The organism is Nonomuraea solani (genome assembly GCF_900108335.1).
Taxonomy (GTDB): Bacteria; Actinomycetota; Actinomycetes; order Streptosporangiales; family Streptosporangiaceae; genus Nonomuraea; species Nonomuraea solani.
On sequence record NZ_FNVT01000016.1, the window covers coordinates 52,410 to 71,973 of the forward strand.

At 69.4% G+C, this 19,564-nt stretch carries 22 protein-coding genes; 10 read left to right on the forward strand and 12 right to left on the reverse strand.

Features of this window, described 5'->3' with window-relative positions:
- The 6 genes from C4V41_RS41355 to C4V41_RS41380 all read right to left on the reverse strand — a co-directional run bounded on the left by C4V41_RS41355 (window position 1) and on the right by C4V41_RS41380 (window position 5,720).
- On the reverse strand, window positions 1-774 hold the full coding sequence (locus C4V41_RS41355; RefSeq protein WP_103961491.1) for an SDR family NAD(P)-dependent oxidoreductase: 774 nt from the start codon (window positions 772-774) through the stop codon (window positions 1-3).
- A gap of 47 nt (window positions 775-821) precedes the next feature.
- Entirely contained in the window at window positions 822-1,160 is a 339-nt protein-coding gene (locus C4V41_RS41360; RefSeq protein WP_043624827.1) for an STAS domain-containing protein, read from the reverse strand.
- Between the two features lie 185 nt (window positions 1,161-1,345).
- A complete protein-coding gene (locus tag C4V41_RS41365; RefSeq protein ID WP_407670140.1) occupies window positions 1,346-2,083 on the reverse strand; it encodes an energy-coupling factor ABC transporter ATP-binding protein in 738 nt (245 codons plus the stop codon).
- Entirely contained in the window at window positions 2,077-2,832 is a 756-nt protein-coding gene (gene cbiQ, locus C4V41_RS41370; protein WP_103961492.1) for a cobalt ECF transporter T component CbiQ, read from the reverse strand. The genes C4V41_RS41365 and cbiQ overlap by 7 nt, the downstream gene beginning before the upstream one ends.
- 3 nt (window positions 2,833-2,835) lie before the next feature.
- Window positions 2,836-3,834, reverse strand: a complete 999-nt coding sequence (locus C4V41_RS41375) for an energy-coupling factor ABC transporter permease (protein ID WP_103961493.1) — start codon at window positions 3,832-3,834, stop codon at window positions 2,836-2,838.
- 71 nt (window positions 3,835-3,905) lie between these two features.
- Window positions 3,906-5,720, reverse strand: coding sequence for a glycosyltransferase family 2 protein (locus tag C4V41_RS41380; protein WP_146103974.1), 1,815 nt, complete (start codon window positions 5,718-5,720; stop codon window positions 3,906-3,908).
- A 325-nt stretch (window positions 5,721-6,045) separates the two neighbouring features.
- On the opposite strand from C4V41_RS41380, the gene C4V41_RS41385 reads away from it, so the two are divergent.
- Both C4V41_RS41385 and C4V41_RS66235 read left to right on the forward strand, forming a co-directional pair.
- Window positions 6,046-6,405: a hypothetical protein gene (locus C4V41_RS41385; RefSeq protein ID WP_103961495.1), complete on the forward strand. Its 360-nt coding sequence runs from the start codon at window positions 6,046-6,048 to the stop codon at window positions 6,403-6,405.
- 18 nt (window positions 6,406-6,423) lie between these two features.
- A complete protein-coding gene (locus C4V41_RS66235; protein ID WP_103961496.1) occupies window positions 6,424-6,789 on the forward strand; it encodes a ClpX C4-type zinc finger protein in 366 nt (121 codons plus the stop codon).
- 218 nt (window positions 6,790-7,007) lie between these two features.
- Here the strand turns inward: C4V41_RS66235 and C4V41_RS41395 are convergent, their stop codons facing one another.
- The gene (locus C4V41_RS41395; protein ID WP_160150566.1) at window positions 7,008-7,496 is read right to left on the reverse strand and encodes a CHRD domain-containing protein; all 489 of its coding nucleotides are present in this window, start codon (window positions 7,494-7,496) and stop codon (window positions 7,008-7,010) included.
- Between the two features lie 142 nt (window positions 7,497-7,638).
- On the opposite strand from C4V41_RS41395, the gene C4V41_RS41400 reads away from it, so the two are divergent.
- A complete protein-coding gene (locus tag C4V41_RS41400) occupies window positions 7,639-8,580 on the forward strand; it encodes a D-2-hydroxyacid dehydrogenase family protein (RefSeq protein ID WP_103961498.1) in 942 nt (313 codons plus the stop codon).
- A 53-nt stretch (window positions 8,581-8,633) separates the two neighbouring features.
- On the opposite strand, the gene C4V41_RS41405 is transcribed toward C4V41_RS41400, so the two are convergent.
- Window positions 8,634-9,197 carry a CGNR zinc finger domain-containing protein gene (locus C4V41_RS41405; protein WP_103961499.1) on the reverse strand — a complete coding sequence of 188 codons (564 nt, stop codon included), beginning with the start codon at window positions 9,195-9,197 and terminating at the stop codon, window positions 8,634-8,636.
- A 66-nt stretch (window positions 9,198-9,263) separates the two neighbouring features.
- Between C4V41_RS41405 and C4V41_RS41410 the strand changes: the two genes are divergently transcribed.
- Window positions 9,264-10,025: a class I SAM-dependent methyltransferase gene (locus C4V41_RS41410; RefSeq protein ID WP_235030704.1), complete on the forward strand. Its 762-nt coding sequence runs from the start codon at window positions 9,264-9,266 to the stop codon at window positions 10,023-10,025.
- Between the two features lie 31 nt (window positions 10,026-10,056).
- Window positions 10,057-10,305 (forward strand): hypothetical protein, encoded by a 249-nt coding sequence (locus C4V41_RS41415; RefSeq protein ID WP_103961500.1) that lies wholly within the window; start codon window positions 10,057-10,059, stop codon window positions 10,303-10,305.
- Here C4V41_RS41415 and C4V41_RS41420 read toward each other — a convergent pair.
- A complete protein-coding gene (locus C4V41_RS41420) occupies window positions 10,282-11,253 on the reverse strand; it encodes a DUF418 domain-containing protein (protein ID WP_235030705.1) in 972 nt (323 codons plus the stop codon). The genes C4V41_RS41415 and C4V41_RS41420 overlap by 24 nt on opposite strands.
- 94 nt (window positions 11,254-11,347) lie before the next feature.
- Between C4V41_RS41420 and C4V41_RS41425 the strand changes: the two genes are divergently transcribed.
- Window positions 11,348-13,447, forward strand: a complete 2,100-nt coding sequence (locus tag C4V41_RS41425; protein ID WP_200824577.1) for a TerD family protein — start codon at window positions 11,348-11,350, stop codon at window positions 13,445-13,447.
- Window positions 13,448-13,557: 110 nt separating this feature from the next.
- Here the strand turns inward: C4V41_RS41425 and C4V41_RS41430 are convergent, their stop codons facing one another.
- On the reverse strand, window positions 13,558-14,394 hold the full coding sequence (locus C4V41_RS41430) for an alpha/beta fold hydrolase (protein ID WP_103961503.1): 837 nt from the start codon (window positions 14,392-14,394) through the stop codon (window positions 13,558-13,560).
- Between the two features lie 70 nt (window positions 14,395-14,464).
- Window positions 14,465-15,691, reverse strand: a complete 1,227-nt coding sequence (locus C4V41_RS41435) for a glycoside hydrolase family 16 protein (RefSeq protein WP_103961504.1) — start codon at window positions 15,689-15,691, stop codon at window positions 14,465-14,467.
- A 112-nt stretch (window positions 15,692-15,803) separates the two neighbouring features.
- On the opposite strand from C4V41_RS41435, the gene C4V41_RS41440 reads away from it, so the two are divergent.
- The 4 genes from C4V41_RS41440 (at window position 15,804) to C4V41_RS41455 (ending at window position 18,611) form a co-directional block, all read left to right on the forward strand.
- Window positions 15,804-16,358: a hypothetical protein gene (locus tag C4V41_RS41440; protein WP_146103975.1), complete on the forward strand. Its 555-nt coding sequence runs from the start codon at window positions 15,804-15,806 to the stop codon at window positions 16,356-16,358.
- A gap of 100 nt (window positions 16,359-16,458) precedes the next feature.
- Complete coding sequence (locus tag C4V41_RS41445) at window positions 16,459-16,866, forward strand: hypothetical protein (RefSeq protein WP_146103976.1); 408 nt, start codon at window positions 16,459-16,461, stop codon at window positions 16,864-16,866.
- Window positions 16,867-16,941: 75 nt separating this feature from the next.
- Complete coding sequence (locus C4V41_RS41450) at window positions 16,942-17,874, forward strand: TIGR01777 family oxidoreductase (protein ID WP_103961507.1); 933 nt, start codon at window positions 16,942-16,944, stop codon at window positions 17,872-17,874.
- Window positions 17,871-18,611, forward strand: coding sequence for a class I SAM-dependent methyltransferase (locus tag C4V41_RS41455; RefSeq protein WP_103961508.1), 741 nt, complete (start codon window positions 17,871-17,873; stop codon window positions 18,609-18,611). Before C4V41_RS41450 ends, C4V41_RS41455 begins: the two co-directional genes overlap by 4 nt.
- Here the strand turns inward: C4V41_RS41455 and C4V41_RS41460 are convergent.
- Complete coding sequence (locus C4V41_RS41460; RefSeq protein ID WP_103961509.1) at window positions 18,592-19,527, reverse strand: GNAT family N-acetyltransferase; 936 nt, start codon at window positions 19,525-19,527, stop codon at window positions 18,592-18,594. The genes C4V41_RS41455 and C4V41_RS41460 overlap by 20 nt on opposite strands.
- Window positions 19,528-19,564 lie beyond the last annotated feature (37 nt).

The window sequence follows — 19,564 nt, forward strand, 5'->3', positions numbered from 1 at the left end:
TCACTTGGGCTGGAAGCGGATGCCGCCGTCGAAGCGGACGACCTCGGCGTTCATGTAGTCGTTCTCGATCAGCGACCTGACCAGGTGCGCGAACTCGTCGGCGCGGCCCATGCGCTTGGGGAAGACCACCGGCGCCACGAGCTTGGCCTTGAACTCGTCGGCGTTGCCGGAGAAGCCGTAGATCGGGGTGTCGATGATGCCGGGGCAGATCGTGTTCACCCGGACGCCGATCGCGGCCAGGTCGCGCGCCGCGGGCACCGTCATGCCCACGATGCCGCCCTTGGAGGCCGAGTACGCGAGCTGCCCCGTCTGCCCCTCCAGCGCGGCCACGGAAGCCGTGTTGATCACCACGCCGCGCTGCCCGTCGGCGTCGGCCGGCTCGGTCTTGGCGATCGCGGCCGCGGCGATGCGCATGAGGTTGAACGTGCCGATCAGGTTGACCTCGATGACCTTGCGGTAGGTCGCCGGGTTGTGCGGGCTGCCGTCCCGGTTCACCGTGCGCTCGGCCCAGCCGATGCCCGCGCTGTTGACGACCACGCGCAGCGGCTTGCCGGTCGCAACGGCGGCGTCCACGGCCGCCTGCACCTGCTCGTCGTCCGACACGTCCGTCTTGACGAAGACCCCGCCGAGCTCGTCGGCGACGGTCTTGCCGCGCTCCTCGTTGAGGTCGGCCACGACCACGGTGGCGCCCGCGCGGGCCAGCTCGCGGGCCGTGGCCTCGCCCAGGCCGCTGGCGCCGCCGGAGATGATTGCTGCAGATCCGTTCACGTCCATATCCCGGACCCTAGCCGCCAACCGAATGAAGTTCTACTCGGGGGTGGTTAAATCTCACCCACGGCGGTGTCCACGTCGGAGTAGACCTTGATCCGCCGGTCGAGCCCCGTCGTGCGGAGAATGCGCGCCACCGGCGCCTGTGGCGCCGCCAGCGATACGCCGCCGCCCTCCCCCGTCGCCAGCCGCCAGGCCTCGATCAGCACGGACAGGCCGCTGGAGTCCATGAACGACAACTGCTGCAGGTCGAGCACAAGCCTGGCGCCGTCCTGTTTGATGGCGTCACGCACCTCGTCACGTAGAAACGGTGCGGTGAACAGGTCAAGCTCACCCTCGACGGCCACCACCACGGCATCACCCAGGGCGTGTCGCGCAAGCCGCAGCTTCATTTGGCCCCTCCTCGATGAGCCACTGTACTTCGACATCCCCCGGTAGCGGGCATGCACAAACTACGAAGAGTCGGATGCTGTGGGACAAGGCAGCCCTAAACACGCACCAAACGCCCGTCGAGAGCCATGCATCAAGTTTCCTACCCATCCGGACCCCGGGTTCCCGCCTGGGAGTCCAGCTCGCCTCACAGAGCGGGGATCGCGAACCCGTACGGAAGCTCCAAACGGTGCCTGGCCAGCAGTTCGGTGTCGGCGAGCAGCTCGCGCGTGGGCCCGTCCGCGGCGATCACGCCGTCGGACAGGATGAGCGAGCGCTCGCACAACTCCAGCGCGTACGGAAGGTCGTGCGTCACCATCAGCACCGTCACGTCCAGAGAGCGCAGAATCTCGGCGAGTTCCCTGCGCGCCGCCGGATCCAGGTTGGACGACGGCTCGTCGAGCACCAGGATCTCCGGCGCCATGGCCAGCACCGTCGCCACCGCCACCCGGCGCCGCTGGCCGAACGACAGGTGGTGCGGCGGCCGGTCGGCGGCGTGCAGCATGCCCACCCGGTCCAGCGCGTCCTTGACCACCCGGTCCAGGTCCTCGCCCCGCAGACCGGCGTTGGCGGGGCCGAAGGCGACGTCGTCCCTGACCGTGGGCATGAAGAGCTGGTCGTCGGGGTCCTGGAAGACCAGGCCGACGCGCTGCCTGATCTCCTTGAGGGTGTCCTGGCGCACGGGGGTGCCCGCGACGGCGACGCTGCCGTGGCCGGCCGTGAGGATGCCGTTGAGGTGCATGACGAGGGTGGTCTTGCCGGCGCCGTTGGGGCCGAGCAGGGCCACCCGCTCACCGCGGGCGATCGACAGGTCCACGCCGAACAGCGCCTGCGTGCCATCCGGATAGGCGTAGGCGAGTTGCCGGACTTCGAGAGAGTTCACCACGTCAGTCCCATAACTGCGAGGGCCACGGCGGGCAGGGCGAGCGCGGTGCCCCATTGGCGCACAGACGCCGAGAGATCATGAATTATCGGCATCTGTCCTGTATATCCCCGACTCAGCATCGCGAGATGCACGCGTTCGCCCCGCTCGTACGAGCGGATGAACAGCGCCCCTGCGGACCGCGCGATCACCGGCACATGCCGGAAATTTCGCGCTTCGAACCCACGGGACTCCCGCGCCACCCGCATCCGCCGCATCTCATCCATGATCACGTCCATGTACCGCAGCATGAACATGGCGATCTGCACCAGCAGGCTCGGCAGCCGCAGCCGCTGCGCTCCGATGAGGATCACCCGGGGCTCCGTGGTGGCCGCCAGCAGGATCGAGGCGATCACCCCCAGCGTGGCCTTGGCCAGGATGTTCCAGGCCGCCCAGAGCCCTGGCACGCTCAGCGAGAGCCCCAGCACCGTGGTCCGCTCCCCCAGCCCGATGACCGGGATGAGGAAGGCGAACAGCACGAAGGGCACCTCGATCGCCATCCGCCGCAGCAGATACGTCACCGGCACCCTGGCCGCCACCGCGACCGCGCCCAGCAGCACCGCGTATGCCGCGAAGGCCCAGAACCGCTCACGCGGCGTCGCCACCACCACGAGGGCGAAGGCGAGAACGGCCAGCAGCTTGCACTGCGGCGGCAGCCGGTGCACGACCGAGTCGCCCGGCCGGTAGAGCCGGTGTTGATGCCCGGCGCCCACGGGTCACACCTTGGTCTTGGTCCGGCTGCGCGCGGCGTAGGCCAGCGCTCCGGCGATCAGCAGCACGAGCCCGACCCCGACGATCCCGGCCACGCCGACGGGGATCCCGCCGACCTCACCGTAGTCGGCCATGGCCCACTCCCCGAACATGTGGTCTGTCGCCTGGCTCAGGAAGCCCTTGTTCTCGGCCACCGCCTCCAGCCCGTCGGGCGAGGAGGAGGCGAAGAAGGACACGAGCCCGGCCAGCACCAGCGTCACGCCGACGCCACCGAGCAGGAACGGCTTGAGCGCGCCACCGGCGGCCACCGGCTCCGGCGCGCCCACCGTGCTCTCGCCCTCCGCGCCGCGCAGGACCAGCGGCTTGGCGAGGCCGCGGGCGCCGTACACGAGGTCGGGGCGGACGGCCAGCACCGCGCCGACGGTCACGGCCGTGATCAGGCCCTCGCCGATGCCGATCAGCACGTGCACGCCGCCCATCGCGGCCGCCACCGTGCCGACCTCGATCGGCGCGGTCCCGCCGATCCAGAACAGCACCGTGAAAGCGAGCGCGGAGGCCGGCACCGAGATCAGCGCCGCCAGGAACGCCGCCACCACGACCTTGCCCCTGGCCATGGCCGTGACCAGCCGGAAGACGCCCCAGCCGACGAGCACGGTGACGATGCCCATGATCGTGATGTTGATGCCGAGCGCCGTCAGCCCGCCGTCGGCGAAGAAGACGGCCTGCACCAGCAGGACCACCGCCATACAGAGCACGCCTGTATAGGGCCCGACGAGTATCGCGGCCAGCGCGCCGCCGAGCAGGTGACCGCTGGTGCCGGCGGCGACGGGGAAGTTGAGCATCTGGACGGCGAAGATGAACGCGGCGACCAGCCCCGCCATCGGCGCGGTCCTGTCGTCCAGTTCACGCCGTGCCCCGCGCAGGCAGACCGCGACGCCGGCGGCCGCGACGGCCCCGGCGGAGATGGAGGTGACTGCGTTGAAGAAGCCATCAGGTACGTGCACGGCATGCCTCCCCAGAAACACGAAGGTTCCTAACATTAGGACATCGCCTTGCACCTGCAAATAGATGGCATTTACTGCAAGATCCTTTTAATGATGGTCTCCGCGGTCAGCCGCCGTACCACCGCGCTCAGCCTGCCCTTGCCCGACGTCGCGTAGGGCCGCACGGACCTGAGCAGGGCCGCTCCCCACCATCTGCGCGGCGCCGCGACCGTCTCGGCGTCCGTCTCGATCCTGAACCGCGCGGGCGGCCCGCCCAGGTCCAGCTCCAGGTAGGCGTCCCAGGTGCCGGGCGCCAGCCGGCCCACCGCGGGCCTGGCCGCGAAGCCGCCCCCGGGCAGCGCCAGCACCCGCTCGGCCCGCTCACAGCCGGTACGCCGCTCGCGCCAGACGAGCCGCCTGATCGCCGCGGCCGCCGGGACGGTGCCGACGACGGTGATCTCGCCGTCGATGAGCAGCCGGTGCCCCAGCGACCATCGGGTCCTGATGAGCCTGGCGGTGCCGGGCACCGCGACCACGTGCCCGCCCATGTCGATGCTCAGGTTGCCGTTGTCCCTGGTGAAGTAGGGCAGGGAGACGACGCCGCCGACCAGCCGGGGCTGCGGGCGGGTGATGCCGGTGTCGCGGTCGGCGCCGAGCCGGCCGAGCCGTACGACGCCCTCGATCTCGACCGCCACCCGCAGGTCCCAGATGCCGGAGTGGAGCGCGGCCACGTCCACGCGGACGGTGAACTCGCTGCCCTTGCGCTCGGCCGGCACGACCAGCTCCGCCGACGGGTCGTGCCGCGAGCGCAGCACCACGGCCAGGCCGTCGTCCCTGGTGATGCCGTGCAGCCGGGCGGCGCCCGTCACCACCAGGCGGTCGCCGTCCCAGCGCAACCCGGTCAGCCTGCGGCGGACGGTGGCGCTCTCGATGCGGGCCAGGCGCACCAGGCGGTCGATGTCGTCGAGTGCGGTGGCCCGCTGCCGGTCGATGGTGTTGAGCCGCTCGTGCACGCCGGGGGTGTACCACTCGTCGCAGAGCGCGGCCACCTCCCGTGCGATGTCCTTGCGTCGTACGTCGTCGCTCTCCAGGAACACGGCCCCGAGCTGCGTGAACACGTCGAGCCTGAAGTGCCTGCGCAGCAGGTGGTCACGCAGCGGGCCCGGCTCGATGTGCCGGGTCATGAGCCGGATCGGCTCCCTGATCATGGCCAGCCAGGACAGCGGGTCGCGGCTGCCGGCCTGCTGCATGATGCTGCTGCCGTCGGGCCTGGACACCAGGTGGTAGCAGTCGTAGTCGGCCACCACCGAGATCCCCTTGGCGTGGCAGTAGGCGTGGACGGTGAACAGGATGTCCTCGCCGACCAGCATGCCCTCGCCGAACCTGATGCGGTGGCGTTCGAGCAGCTCGCGCCGGAACAGCTTGAAGCAGCTCAGGCTGTTGTAGACGGTGCTGTCGCCGAGCTCCACCCGGTCAGCGCCGTGCTGGAACATCGACATCGGCGCGCGCCGGCCGTGGCCCACGATCTTGCCGAGGACGATGTCGGAGTCGTTACCGTCGGCGACGGCGACCATGCGTTCCAGCGCCTCGGGGCCGAGGTGGTCGTCGGCGTCGCAGAAGAAGACGTACCGGCCGGTGGCGTGCTCGATCCCGATGTTGCGCGGCCGTCCCGCGCTGCCGCTGGCGTCGATGTGCACGACCTTGACGCTGGCCTTGTGGTAGGCGGCGTACAGGTCGAGGAGTTCGGCGCTGCCGTCGGTGGAGCCGTCGTCGACGACGACGATCTCCTTCTTCACCCGCTGGACGAGCGCCGACGTGAGACATCTGTCCAGATAGGCCCGGCAGTTGTGGACGGGGATGACGACGCTGACGTCCACCGCGTCGTCATCACTCCCTGTCGCCGACATCGCCACCACTCCCAGGCGTCACGTTGCGCTGCCATTCGGCTTCAGTATGTGACGAGCGGTGGTCCCTATGAGGGCTGATCGGAGGTCTTCGTCCCTTGCTTTTCTGAACAGCGGAGATTCACGGCATTCGACTAATAAGCAGCTGCACAACCGCCAAATACCGCATTCAGGCAACACCGAATGAGTTTCAGGGATGAAGTTTTCCCACCCGGGAGGAGAAATCTCTCCACGCGGAGCATGCCTGCGCTCCCGGGCTCGCGCGGTGATCCAGCCGAGAGAGTTGCGCGTCTACAGTTAGGCAACCTTGACCGAGAGGTGGCGGGAAATGGGATCGGATCTCCGCAGGGGAACGGTTGACGGAACGGCCGTCCACACTGCTGAGTTCATCGTCTCCTCAGCGCGGCTGACAGAGCTGCACGAGTGCTCCGCGGTGCTGCGCCGTACGAGGATGCGGTCCGAGGAGATCGTGGACGAGGCCCGCGCGCTGCTGGACGAGGCGGAACAGCGCGACGACACCGCGCACATCCTCGACCTGCGCGATCAACTCGAGCGGGCGCGCACGATGTACTGCAAGGTGCTCAACGCCTATCTGGCGATCACGCGCAGGATCAACGAGGAGCGTCAGGAGATTCTGCGCGCACAGATGGAATTGGATCGGCGGACAGGGTTGTCAGGTGCCGCCTGACGGGGCTAGTGTCAGGCCATGCCTGACTGGAAGGACAAGATCCGCTGCTCTTTCTGCCACAAGAAGAGCACCGACGTGAGCAAAGTGATCGCCGGTCCTGGAGTGCACATTTGCGATGAGTGCATCGGGCTGTGCAATTCCATCCTCGAAGAGGAGCGACTCGTCGCCTCCACCGCCCCCCGGCTCCCCATGTGGGAGACCATGTCAGCGGAGCAGATCCTCGAACATCTCCCGAAAATCGCCGCCGTACAGGCGCAGGTGGACGACAACCTGCGCGACTGGGTGGCGCACCTGAGAACGAAGGACGTCAGCTGGGAACGCATCGGCGCCTCGCTCGGCATGACGCGCCAATCGGCGTGGGAACGCTTCAAAAGTGAGACCTGATCCGTAGGGGCGGGTGAACCGTCGTGACGTTTGGGGCGTCCTATAACTAGGGAGGCCCGATATGCGCGTCCTAGACGGTTTCGCGACGTACGACCTGGAGGAGTTCCACCGGGAGCTCGTCCTGGTCCTGGTACTGCACGAAGAGGCGGAACGGCTGGCCGCCGAATGAACGGGCTCCAGCTCCCCGGCACGGCCGGGGAGCTGGAGCAGGGGCTCGCTCAGCCGAGCTGGCCGCGGATCGCGCCGGCCGGGAACCTCTTGTTGTGGACGTTGACGTAGTACAGGTGCGGCCACTTCACGATGCCGCGCAGTTCGCGCCTGGTCAGGGTCATGGCGGCGTTCTTGGCGTTCTGGTGCTTGACCGCCTTTATGCAGCCGCGCGCGAAGCCCTTCGCCGGCGCCTTCAGCCCGACCACGACCGGGCCGGCCACCCCCTTCTTGCCTCGGTGGATGTGGGCCGCGGTCGCGGGCCCGATCTTGCGCGCGGTGATGAAGTAGCACAGGTGCCCGCGCCGTACCTGGTAGACGAAGGTGCCGAAGCCGTTGCGGTCGCCAGGTCCCGGCACTTCCTGCCGGCCGTTCATTCTGACGCGGTTGACGTCGGCACTGGTGGTGGCGGTGGTCGCGTCGGCCGAGGCGGGCAGCGCGACGATCGCGGTGAGGGCGGCAGCGGTGGCGAGGGTTGCGGCTGCCAACTGTCTGCGCATGGGATGATTCCTCTCCCATCGGACATCAGGACACCCTTCCGCACGGTTCCGCCCTACGACCGGTTCGGCGAGTAAGGGAAAGACCGCCCTTCGGTAAGGCGCCTTTCTGGATGGATAACGGCGCGGCATAAGATGGCCGACCATGCTGCGATGTGCCGTACTGGACGACTATCAGGGCGTGGCCCTCGGGCTGGCCGACTGGTCACGGGTGCGGGCGACGAGTTTCCGTGAGCACTTCACCGGTCTCGACGATCTCGTGGCCGCGATCCACGACTGCGAGATCGTGGTCATCATGCGGGAGCGCACGCCGTTCACGGCCGAGGTGTTCGCCCGGCTGCCCAGCCTGCGCCTGCTCATCACCTCCGGCGCGCGCAACGCGGCCATCGACCTGGCGGCCGCGCGGGCGCACGGGGTCACCGTCTGCGGCACGGCCAGCGGTTCGGCGCCGCCGGTCGAGCTGACCTGGGCGCTGATCCTCGGCCTGACCCGGCACCTGCTGCCCGAGGCGACGGCGTTCCGCTCAGACGGGCCCTGGCAGAGCACGATCGGCGGTGATCTGCACGGCCGCACGCTCGGGCTGCTCGGCCTGGGCAAGATCGGGTCCAGGATGGCGGTGATCGGGCGGGCGTTCGGCATGGACGTCGTGGCGTGGAGCGAGCACCTGACGGAGGAGCGGGCGCTGGAGTGCGGCGCGCGCTTGGTGTCCAAGGACGCGCTGCTGGCGGAGTCCGACGTCGTCTCCGTCCACCTCGTGCTGAGCGACCGGACCCGGGGGCTCGTCGGGGAGCGGGAGCTGTCGCTGATGAAGCCCGCCGCCTACCTGGTCAACACCTCGCGGGCGGCGATCGTGGACCAGGACGCGCTGGTGTCGGCGCTGCGGGCGGGGCGGATCGCGGGGGCCGGGCTGGACGTCTTCGAGGTCGAGCCACTGCCGGCCGGGCACGCGTTCCGTACGCTGCCGAACGTGCTGGCCACGCCGCATCTGGGCTACGTCACCGAGCTCAACTACAGAACCTACTTCCGCGAGGCCGTCGAGGACATCGACGCCTTCCTCGCCGGCGCCCCGATCCGCGTCATCCCTTGACCCTGGCCCTGAAGGCCGCCGTCATCCCTTGACCCTCGCTCTGAAGGCCGCCGTCATCCCTTGACCCTCGCTCTGAAGGCCGCCGTCTTGACGCGGTTCTGGCAGGCCGTGGAGCAGAACCGGCGGGTGCCGTTGCGGGAGACGTCCACGTAGACGCGGTCGCAGTGCGGCGCCGTACAGACGCCGAGGCGGTCGCAGAACTCCGTGCCCAGCACGATCGCCAGCCCCGTGGCGCAGCTCGCCGCCCAGTCCGTGGCCATGGTGCCGTCCCTGCCGTGGAAGTGCAGGTGCCACGGCTCGCCGTCGTGCCGTTCGAGCATCGGCCTGGCGTGGGTCTCGTCGAGGAGCGCGTTGACCAGCGTGGCCGCCCTGTCGATGTCGTCGGCGGCGACCGCGGCGAAGACCGCGCGCAGCCGGGCGGCCACGTCGGCCAGCTCCGCGCCCTCCGCCTCGGTGACCTCCCGGTACGCCGGATAGACCGACCGCAGGGCGGCCCCGGCCGCCGCGGCGGGCTCCGGCGAGGGGAAGGCGCGCCCGCGCCGCTCGCCCGGGGTCAGCTCGTTGACGAGCGTGACCGCCACCCTGACCACCGTGTCCGTGTGACTGTTGTAATCCAATTGACCGGTTACACCTTCATGCTTTACGTTGTGACTGTCCAAAGCATAAACGACAGTCACAAGGAGATGCTCGTGCTCACTCACGATGCCGCGCTGGAGTGGATGACGCGCTGGGACCGTCAGCAGGAGGGTTACCTGCCCGACCGCGAGGAGCGCTTCACCGCCCTGATCGACGCCGTGGAGGCGCTGGGGCGGCCCGATCCCCTGGTCATCGACCTGGGTTGCGGCCCCGGCTCGCTGTCGGCGCGGTTGCTGGAGCGGCTTCCCGCGGCCAGGGTGATCTCGGTGGACGCCGATCCGCTGCTGCTCGGGCTGGGGCGGGCGGCGTACCCGGAGCTCACGTTCGTGTCGGCGGACCTGCGGACGAGCGGCTGGACGCGTGCGCTAGGCCTGGACCGGCCGGCCGACGCGGCGGTCAGCACGACGGCGCTGCACTGGATCTCCGCGCCCGACCTGAAGGCGGTCTACGCCGAGCTGGCCGGCGTGCTCCGTTCCGGCGGCCTGCTGCTCAACGGCGACCACATGGACACCGAGGACGTCACGCCCGCGCTGTCGCGCCTGGAGCGCGCGGTGCACGAGCGTGAGACGGAGCGGGCGTTCGGGGCGAACCGCCCGGAGGACTGGCGGACCTGGTGGGACGCGGTCGAGGCGGACCCGGCCCTCGCCGAGCTCAACGCGGCCCGCAGCACGGCCGGCGCCGACCACCGCGGCTCCGAGTCCCACCTGCTGTCCCATCACGTCGAGGCGCTGCGGGAGGCGGGCTTCCCGGAGGTCGGCACGCTGTGGCAGCGGGGCAACAACCGGCTGCTGTGCGCCGTACGGGCGTGACCTGAGCGGCCTTCCACGTCACAATGAGCCCATGCCGAGGCTCAAGCGGCTCACCATCGAAGAAGCCCGCACCCTCACCCGCGCCGAGCTCCTCCCCCGGATCGAGGAGGAGCAGCGGTACTGGTACCAGCGCATTCACCGGTGCATGATGCAGCCGGGTGACGAGCAGGACTTCAAGACCTTCAACGACATTCTGCACATCACCACCGCCCCCTACCGCTCGGACGTCCTCCAGGGCGACTACTGGGCCAAACCGTTAGGCGAACTGGGCGAGCTTTAACGCCGGCCGCCGCCCCCAGGTGGCCCAGCGCCAGAGCCACTCCAGCGGCCCGAACCGGAAATATCGCAGCCAGAGCGTGGACCACACCCACTGGATCCCGAGGATGGCACCCGCGATCATCAGCACCGTCGCGGTGGACCACGCGCCCGGCTTCCCGCCGATCGCGAGAACGAGCACCGTGGCGCTCAGGTAGTTGGTCAGTGCCATCCGCCCGAGCGGCTCGAACACCACCCGCAGCGCCCCCTGGAGCGGGGTCCTGAGCAGCACCAGCATGCCGCAGACGTACACCCCGGCGACCAGCAGCCCCGCGATCGCGAACAGGGTGCCGAACGCGGGGCTCTCCATCGAGGTCCCGGCCTGCGCCCACACCGCCGGCACCGCACCCGCCGCGAACACCAGCGCCGGCACGCCCGCACCCCGGCCCTCCTTGATCCACCCGTACCTGGTCAGCGTGGCCCCCAGCAGGAACAGTCCCGGCACCAGCACGATCCCGTTGCTACCGATCACCAGCGGCACCGCGAGCAGCACGCCCGCGAGCGCGGCCACCGCCCACCGGGGCAGCCAGGTGGCGGGCAGCAGCACCGCCAGGCCGACGACGGCGTAGATCGTCAGGATGTCGCCCCGCCAGAGCAGCATCATGTGCGCAAGCCCGATGGCCAGCAGGACCAGCAGCCGCCGCAGCAGGATCAGCCGCGGCCGTGCGGTACGGCGGGCGGCGGACTCCAGCATCAGGGTGAACCCGATGCCGAACAGCAGCGAGAAGATCGGGAAGAACCGCTGGTCGACGAAGAGCCCGATCCAGGCGAGGCTGTCGGCTCGGGCGGCTTGGGCGGCCTGGACGACCCCGGCGTCCACATTGGCGATCGGTCTGACGTTGGCGACCAGGATTCCGCACAGGGCGAACCCGCGCAGGACATCAAGCGCGACCAGTCGTGGGTGATGTGACATGGGCCCATCCTGCGAACCGGACCCGGGGCCGGGCATGGACCGAAAGCAGGGTTTCGTACGGTACTTTCGGCCTTTTGCCTTTATGGTGCGATTCGTGGACACGCTGGAGAGCCTCGTCATCGCCCGGCGGCTACGCGTCCCCATCGACGCGCCCGCCGACCCGACGCCCGACTGGGGCGAGGTGGCCGCCCGTCAGCTCGACGCCGCGCTGCTGAGCGCCGGGTTCGCCTGCTCGCCCGCCCTGCTCGAACGCCTGACGCTGCTGCCGGGCGCGACCGTGCTGGATCTCGGTGTACGGGTCCTGGCCGCCGTCCGTGAGCTGGTCGGCGACCATGTCGAGCACAACGCCTACTTCATCGACTTTCCCAAGAACGTGCCCGACACCGTGGACTTCTGGTTGGGCCAGTTGTCCACTGCCGTGGCCGGCGCCGAGGGTGCCCCGCTCAACCTGCTGAACCTGGCCGGGTACGGCCGCTACCAGCACTCCTACGCCGACCTGCTGGCCGCGCACGCCGAGCTGATCCCGCTGGCCGGTGACCGGGTGACGGTGCTGGAGCCGGGCGGCGGGCTGGAGGCGGAGGCGCGTGCGCTGTACTTCTCGCTGGCCGGCTCCGAGGTGCCGCTGGCGGCCGAGGACCTGGCGGCGCTGCGTGTGCTGGCCGCGTACTGTGACGGCGAGCCCGAGCGCATCCCCGTGCGGGAGAACCGCGCCATCGTCAACGAGGTGCGGCTGGCCGCCGGCCGGCCGTTGCTCGTGGACACGGTGACCGACGTGCTCCGGCTCGCCTGCGCCTGCTCCGGCGGCGACGTCACGCTGGCCACGCCGACCAGGTTCCGCTCGTTCCGCCGGGCCGAGCGCCGCGCCCTCCTGCGCGCCCTGGACGACACCGTCGCCTCCTCCCCGGCCAAGCTGGGCGACGTGCCACGGCACCGGGAGCCGTGGAAGCGGCTCGGCGAACGGCTGCATCCGCACGAGCATCCGCGGTTCCCGGGGGCGATCCAGGTGTTCGAGGTGGCCAGGGGGACGCGGGCGGCCGCGGGGTTCGACAGCCGGGTCGAGGCCTCTCTGGCACAGGGCCGGGTCGATGACGTCGTCAAGCTGCTTCGGCACACGCCCGGCGCGCTGCTGCGCCGCCTGGACCACCTGCTCCGCGTCGGCTCCTCTTCCACGACGGTGCTGTCCGCCGCCGAGGAGGCCGCCGCCACCGCCTCCGGCCGGGTGCTGCTGTCGCTGCGCGAGCACCTGCAGAACCGCCGCGCCACCGCCGCCGGCCGCCTGTTCACCAACCGGTACGGCAGAGGGTGGGCGGCCCCCGACCTCCGAGCCCCGCTCGCGGACGAGGTCCTGGCCCGCGCGCTGACCATCCTCGACGAGGAGATCACCCGCCGCCTCCCCGACCTCGGCGAGCTGATCGTCGACCCCAACGTGCTCGACGTCGCCCTCCCGCTGTCCGGCAAGGCCGTCGCCCCCGGGCTCGGCATGCTGCCCCGCGGCTCGCTGTCGCCGGTGCACGGCGAGCTGCTCAGGTTCTTCGTCCACTGGCACCAGGCGCACCAGCGCACCGACTACGACCTGTCGGCGCTCATGCTCGACTCCTCGTACGGCGACGCGGAGCACGTCTCGTGGACGAACCTCACCAACGACTTCGCCCGGTATTCAGGTGACCTCACCGAGGCGGCTCGCGGCGCGTCGGAGTTCATCGACATCCGCCTGCCCGCCGCCACCCGGCCGATCATCATCCCCCAGGTCAACATCTACGCCGGGGAGCCCTTCGACGAGGCGGCCGAGGCGTTCTTCGGCTACATGACCAGGGATGGCGAGCAGGAGGGCCGGCCGTTCGAACCGCGTACGGTGCGCATGAAGTCGGACCTGCGCGGCTCCGGCCGCGTCGCCCTGCCCCTGGTCTTCCTGCGCGATGACGACGGCGGCTGGCGGGTGAAGTGGCTGCACCTCTACCTGAGGGGGCATCCCGCCTTCAACCAGGTGGAAGGCAACCTCGTGGGCGCCTCCCTGCTCGTGCGGTCGGTCGTCGAACGCGACTATCTGCGCGTCCGCTACCTGACCGGCCTGCTCCAGGCGAAGGGCTCGTCGGCGGGGCACACGACGTACATCGGGCTGACGGCCCCGGGTGACCTGCCGGAGGGGACGCGGGTGTACACGCCCGCGACCCTGCACGAGCTGATCCCCGCCTGATAAAGTCGATCTCCTGGTCGTGAGGCCATCCGAGGGCTTCCTTCTCTCAATCGGGCCCCCAGGGGGCCTATTTGATTCCTCTAGCTCCCGGGCCTTCCTCACGACCAGCTCTAGGCTTTGACCAGCGACGCGAACACGTCCGCGTCGTCGAGCCACGGATAGTGGCCCGCGCCGGGCTGCACCACATACTCGGCGTTCGGGAACAGCTCCGCGTACGCGGCCACCGCGCTCGGCGGTGAGTTCAGGTCGACCTCGCCGGCCAGCACCCGCACGGGTGCGCCGAAGGTGGCGAGCGCGGCGCGGGTGGCCTCCGGCTGGAACGCGCCCTCCGCGCTGTAGGCGGCCGCGGCCTGCTCGTTGCGCTTGCCCTCCTGCGCCGCCTGGTGTTCCTGCGCCGCCGTGTCCCATCGGCCGTAGAAGAAGGGGTTGATGGCCCGCACCTTTTCGTCGTCGACGTCACCGGCCACGATCGAGCGCAGGGCCGCGATGGCCTCGTCGTACCAGGGCTCGCCCTCGCGCAGGAGGGCGGTTTCGAGCCGGGTCTCACCGGTGATCGGGATGCCGACGGCCACCGTGCTCGGGGTGATCAGGGTGAGCCGGGCGACGCGGCCGGGGTGGCGGCTCACGTACAGGGCGGCGAGGTTGGCGCCCGCGCAGTGGGCGAGCAGGTCCATCCGGTCGAGGCCGAGGTGCTCGCGCAGCGCCTCGACGTCGCCGACCAGCCGATCACAGCGGTAGGACGTGGGATCCTCCGGGACCGCGGACCCGCCGGTGCCCCGCAGGTCCGGCACGATGAGCCGCCGATGCGCCCGCTCCGGCAGGCCACCGAGGTCGCCCAGATAGCTGGAATCCTGCAGGAGCCCACCGGGCAGGCAGACCAGCGGGGGACCCTCTCCGTAGACGTGATAGGCGAGCACGGTGCCATCGGGGGCGGAGAAGGTAGGCATGGCCGCGATCCTGCCAACGCCGCCCCCGCCGGGGCAACGGATTTATTCGAGAACGCGCTCTCTCGAAATGTTAATTACGGGTCCATTGCTGATTGGCGCCGCCTGAACAGTCCCAGATCTGCAGCCGGGTGCCATTGGCCGAGCTGACCCCGGTCGCGTCAAGGCATTTGTTCGACTGCGGATTGACGATCGCGCTCCCATTCAGGGTCCATCGCTGGGCGCCGGTGCCGTTGCAGTCGTAGAGCTGCACCTGTGCCCCGTTGGCCGTGGAACCGTCGGTGACGTCCATGCACTTGCCGAGCGCGCGTACCGAGCCGTCGGCGTTCCAGGTCCAGCTCTGCGCGGCGGTGTCGTTGCAGTCGTACAGTTGCACGGCCGTGCCGTTGGCGGTGTTCGCGCCGGCCACGTCGACGCACTTGCCGCCATATCCGGTGATCCGGCCGCCGGTGCCGCCGGTCGGCGGGGCGTGGACGCGGACGTAGTCGATGGCCATGGCCTGCGGGAACGTGGTGGAGGCGTCGGGGTAGCCGGGCCAGTGGCCGCCGACCGCCACGTTCATGATCATGAAGAACGGATGGTCGAAGACCCACCGGTTGCCGCCCAGGTCGGCCGGGGTGCGGCGCTGGTATTCGACGCCGTCGACGTACCAGATGATCAGGTTCGGCGACCAGTCGACGGCGAACGTGTGGAACGCGTCGGCGAACACGCCGCCGATCGAGTGGCCGGCGCCGATGCCGCCGGCGCCGGAGTAGCCGGGCCCGTGCAGGGTGCCGTGTACGGTGCTGGGCTCGCGGCCGATGTTCTCCATGATGTCGATCTCGCCGCTGTTAGGCCAGCCGACCGAGCCGATGTCGTTGCCGAGCATCCAGAAGGCCGGCCAGATGCCCTGGCCGCGCGGCAGTTTCATGCGGGCCTCGAACCGCCCGTAGGCCCTGGTGAAGGTGGCGGCGGTGAGGAGGCGGGCGGAGGTGTACTGGCAGGTGCCGTAATGACACTGGAAGTTGGACGGGTTCTCGCGGCGGGCGGTGATCACCAGGTTGCCGGCGCCGTCCATGGCGGCGTTGCGGGTGCTGTCGGTGTAGTACTGCTGTTCGTTGTTGCCCCAGCCGCTGCCGCCGATGTCGAAGCGCCACTTCGACTGGTCGACCGCGCTGCCGGCGGCTCCGTTGAACTCATCGGACCAGACCAGCGGGCCCGGGGCGGGAGCGGCGTTGGCGGTGCCGGTCAGGGGCACGAGCAGCGCCCCGAGAGCGGCGCCGATGGCGAGGAACGTACGTAAACGGGGGGTGCGGATCATGTGAGTTACCTCATCCGGCGTGAGTTTACAGAAACCTTCCGGCAAGCTGAGCCCCGTTGTCAAGAGAGCGCTCTCTCGCCACTGCTCGCACCGCAGGATGCCCGGCTTCAGCATGAGGGACATTCCGCGATCCGGCATCCGAAGATGCGAGATCCACGAAAGCGGCGGCGACAAGGACGAGGTGGATCTGCGGGCCGAACAGTCCCGCAAGGGAACCTTCCAGTTCAACGCCAAGGGCATCGCGGCCTCCGACATCACGACCGACCAGCGCGTCCTCGAGCGTGAGCGGGCCATCAGCATCGGAAAGACCAGCTACCTCTCGGGCGGCATGTGGAAGAACAAACTTCCCGAGGGTAAGACCTGGTACAAGACGGGCGGCCTGCCCAGCGGCGGCGGCGGTTTCCACGGCCAGGTCATCAACCCCGCCGAGCCGAAGACCTTGGCCGCGCTCGTCAAAAAGGGCCGGCTGTCGGGAAGCACCCTCACATTCAACGCCGCCGGGCTCGTGAGCAGGGTGCGGAGTTCGTACGCGGCCACGGGTGTGCTCGACACGAACGGCTACGACGGCAAGACCATCACCGTCGACAGCCGTTTCACCGGCTGGGGCGTCAAGGTCTCGATCAAGCCCCCGAACCCCGGCACGGTGAGCACGAAGACCTCCGAATAACCGCATGTGAACAGTTGACCTTTGCACCGTTCCTGATGGTTAATCGAATGGGGTGTCGCTTTCAACGGGGGAAGCGGCTTTCGTGCTCATGGGGGGAACCATGGCCAGAAGTCTCGTCGGCATGCTCTTAACGGCCACCGCCGCGGCGGGATTGCTCATCGCAACACCCACCGCGGCCTCGGCTCAGACGGGCGCCCGCCCGCACCTCATCGACTACAAGATCTATTGGGGCAAGTGTGAGGACACCTGCCGCATCAAGGTCCGCATCAAGAACGTCTCCCGCAAGCGTCTCCACGACGTCAGCCTGACCGCCCGGCTCTGGGTCAACGGTAAGAAGGTCGGGTCCTGCTACAGCCGTATAGGCCGCATCAACCCCAAGAAGGTCCGCTGGGCCGGCTGCACCGTACGCTCGGCGAAACTCACCGCCCAGTGGAACCGCTATCTCGACGGCGAGAGCGACTTCAACCACAAGACGAAGACCAGGGTCCATTACGAGTACTACGGCTGACGATCGCATTCGCCGGGGCGAGCACGGTCTCGCCCCGGCGACCCTTTCTTGGCCTGCGATCGGCGGGAGGCCCGAATGAAAATAGTTCTAGCCGGGGGAACGGGGCAGGTCGGCACGATCCTCAACCGGGCGCTGACCGCCGCGGGCCATGACGTCGTGGTCCTGACCAGACGACCGCTGCCACGCGCAGTCCACTGGGACGGGGCGACCCTGGGGCCTTGGGCGAAGGAGATCGACGGCGGCGACGTCGTGATCAACCTGGCCGGACGCAGCGTCAACTGTCGCTACACCCCGGCCAATCTGCGGGCCATGATGAATTCGCGGGTGCGTTCCGCCCGGGTCGTGGGTGAGGCGATCGCGGCCGCCTCGCGACCTCCCCGGGTCTGGTTGCAGATGAGCACCGCCACCATTTACTCCCACCGTTTCGACGCGCCCAATGACGAGGCGACCGGTGTGCTCGGCGGCACCGAATCCGGCGTTCCCGGTTACTGGCGCTACAGCGTCGAAATCGCGAAAGCGTGGGAGCGGACGCAGGAACAGGCCGAGACCCCGGACACGCGCAAGGTCGCCCTGCGCTGCGCCATGGTGATGAGCCCCGATCGCGGCGGCGTTTTCGACGTCCTCCTGCGGCTGGCCCGGCTCGGTCTCGGTGGTCCGATCGCGGGCGGCGCCCAGTACGTGTCGTGGATCCACGACCGCGATTTCGTCCGCGCCGTCGAATTCCTGGCCGACCGGGACGACCTCAGCGGCCCGGTCAACCTCGCCGCCCCCGTTCCCCTGCCACAACGCACGTTCATGCGGGTATTGCGTGCCGCGTGGGGCGTACCGGTGGGCCTTCCCGCGACGAAGTGGATGGCCGAACTCGGGGCGTTCGTGCTGCGTTCGGACACCGAACTGCTGTTGAAAAGCCGCCGGGTCGTGCCGGGCCGGCTGCTCGAAGCGGGCTTCGTCTTCGATCACGCCCAATGGCCGGAGGCGGCCGCGGACCTCGTACGGCGCGTGAGATGAGTGAGGCATTCGAGCGTCAGCGTCTGTCCTTCGGGGCGGCGGCGGACGCCTACGACGTGATCCGGCCGTCGTACCCGGCGCAGGCGCTGGAATGGGCCTTGGGCACCGCTCCCATCAGGGTGGTCGATCTGGGCGCCGGGACCGGGTTGCTCACGCGCCTGCTGATCCAACTGGGCCACGAGGTAACGGCCGTCGAACCCGACCCCAAGATGCGCCACAAGCTGACGGAACGCCTGCCGGATTGCGCCGTCGTCGCAGGATCGGCGGAACAGATCCCTCTCGCCGGCGGCGCGGCGGATGCCGTCGTCGCCGGTCAGGCATATCACTGGTTCGATCCCGAGCCGGCCCACGCCGAGATCGCCCGCGTGCTGCGGCCCTGCGGCGTGTTCGCGCCGCTGTGGAATCTCCGCGATGAATCGGTCGACTGGGTGGCCCGCCTCTCACGGCTCATCGACGAATTCCGATCTTCACGAGGCGAGGGTGTGCCGGTCGACGCCTTCGGTGACGCGTTCGGCCCTGTCGAACGCCGCGACTTTCAGCACGACCGGCCCCACACCCCGGCCTCGCTCCTCGCTCTCATCCGTTCCCAATCCTGGTATCTCACCGCGACGGAGAACCGTCGCCGGCAGATCGACAACGCCGTCCGCGCCCTGGCCGACGGCCTGCCGCAATCCTTCGACGTGCCCTACGTCACCAGGGTCTATCGCGCCACCCGGCTCAGCTCCAGGTCATATTGATGGTGCGCTCGAAATTGACGTACCCGACGCGCTGAAAGGCGTTCGCCATCGGAATGTTGCCGAGATCCGTGGCCGCCCGAATGCGCGGGACGTCCTGCGCGCTGAGAATCCGGGTGCCTTCGGCCAGAATCTCGTCGATATAGCCGTTGCCCTGGTGCGCGGGCAGGACGGCGAGGTAGCCGACGATGGGGTTGTAGTCGTTGCGGGCCGGGGTGACGAACCCCACCGGCTCTCCGTCCGGCAGTGTCGCGACCCGCCACCAGTCCCGCGGGCTCCGGTAGTGCGCGAGTTCGTCCTCGTAGTGCCTGACGGCCGCCTCGCGGGCGGACATCCGGGTCAGATCGGCACGGCTGTGCGCGTCGAGCGTCCCGTCCAGGACCAACGTCATCAGGGAGAGGATCTCCTCGGCGTCGCGGACCGGCCGGAACGCCAGGCGCCCGCGCGGCTCGGGAATCGGCGTACCGGGACGCCACTCCAGGCGCAGCCGTTCGACGAACGGGCGGGCGCCGGCCCGTTCCAGTGCGCTCATGCGCTCCTCGACGACGCGCTTGGTCTCCTCGGCCGCGCGCCAGCCGGGTGGGACGTAGCGGATGTACTCGGGCGGAGTGGCGCCTTCCTGGATGACTTCGGCCAGGGCGGTCCGCAACAGTCGCGCTCCGATGTCCACACGGCCGTCGTCGATGTCGAAGACGTCCAAGAGGAAGGGTGTGTCGTCGCCGCTCCGGCCCCACCAGGCGGCCCTGGCCAGCAGGTGGTCGCCACGGAGGGCCACCCACATCCATTGCGGCCGGCGGCGGCCTGCGGCGAGATCGTCGGCCAGTTCCTCGTTGAGGACATAGGACAGCCGGGAGAAAAGGCCGAGTTCTTCGGGCCGGGTGATCGGGCGGATGGTCAGGTCGTTCTGTTCCACGGTCAAGGCACGCTCCGGTGAAGGCGCCCGTCCGCTCCGGGGG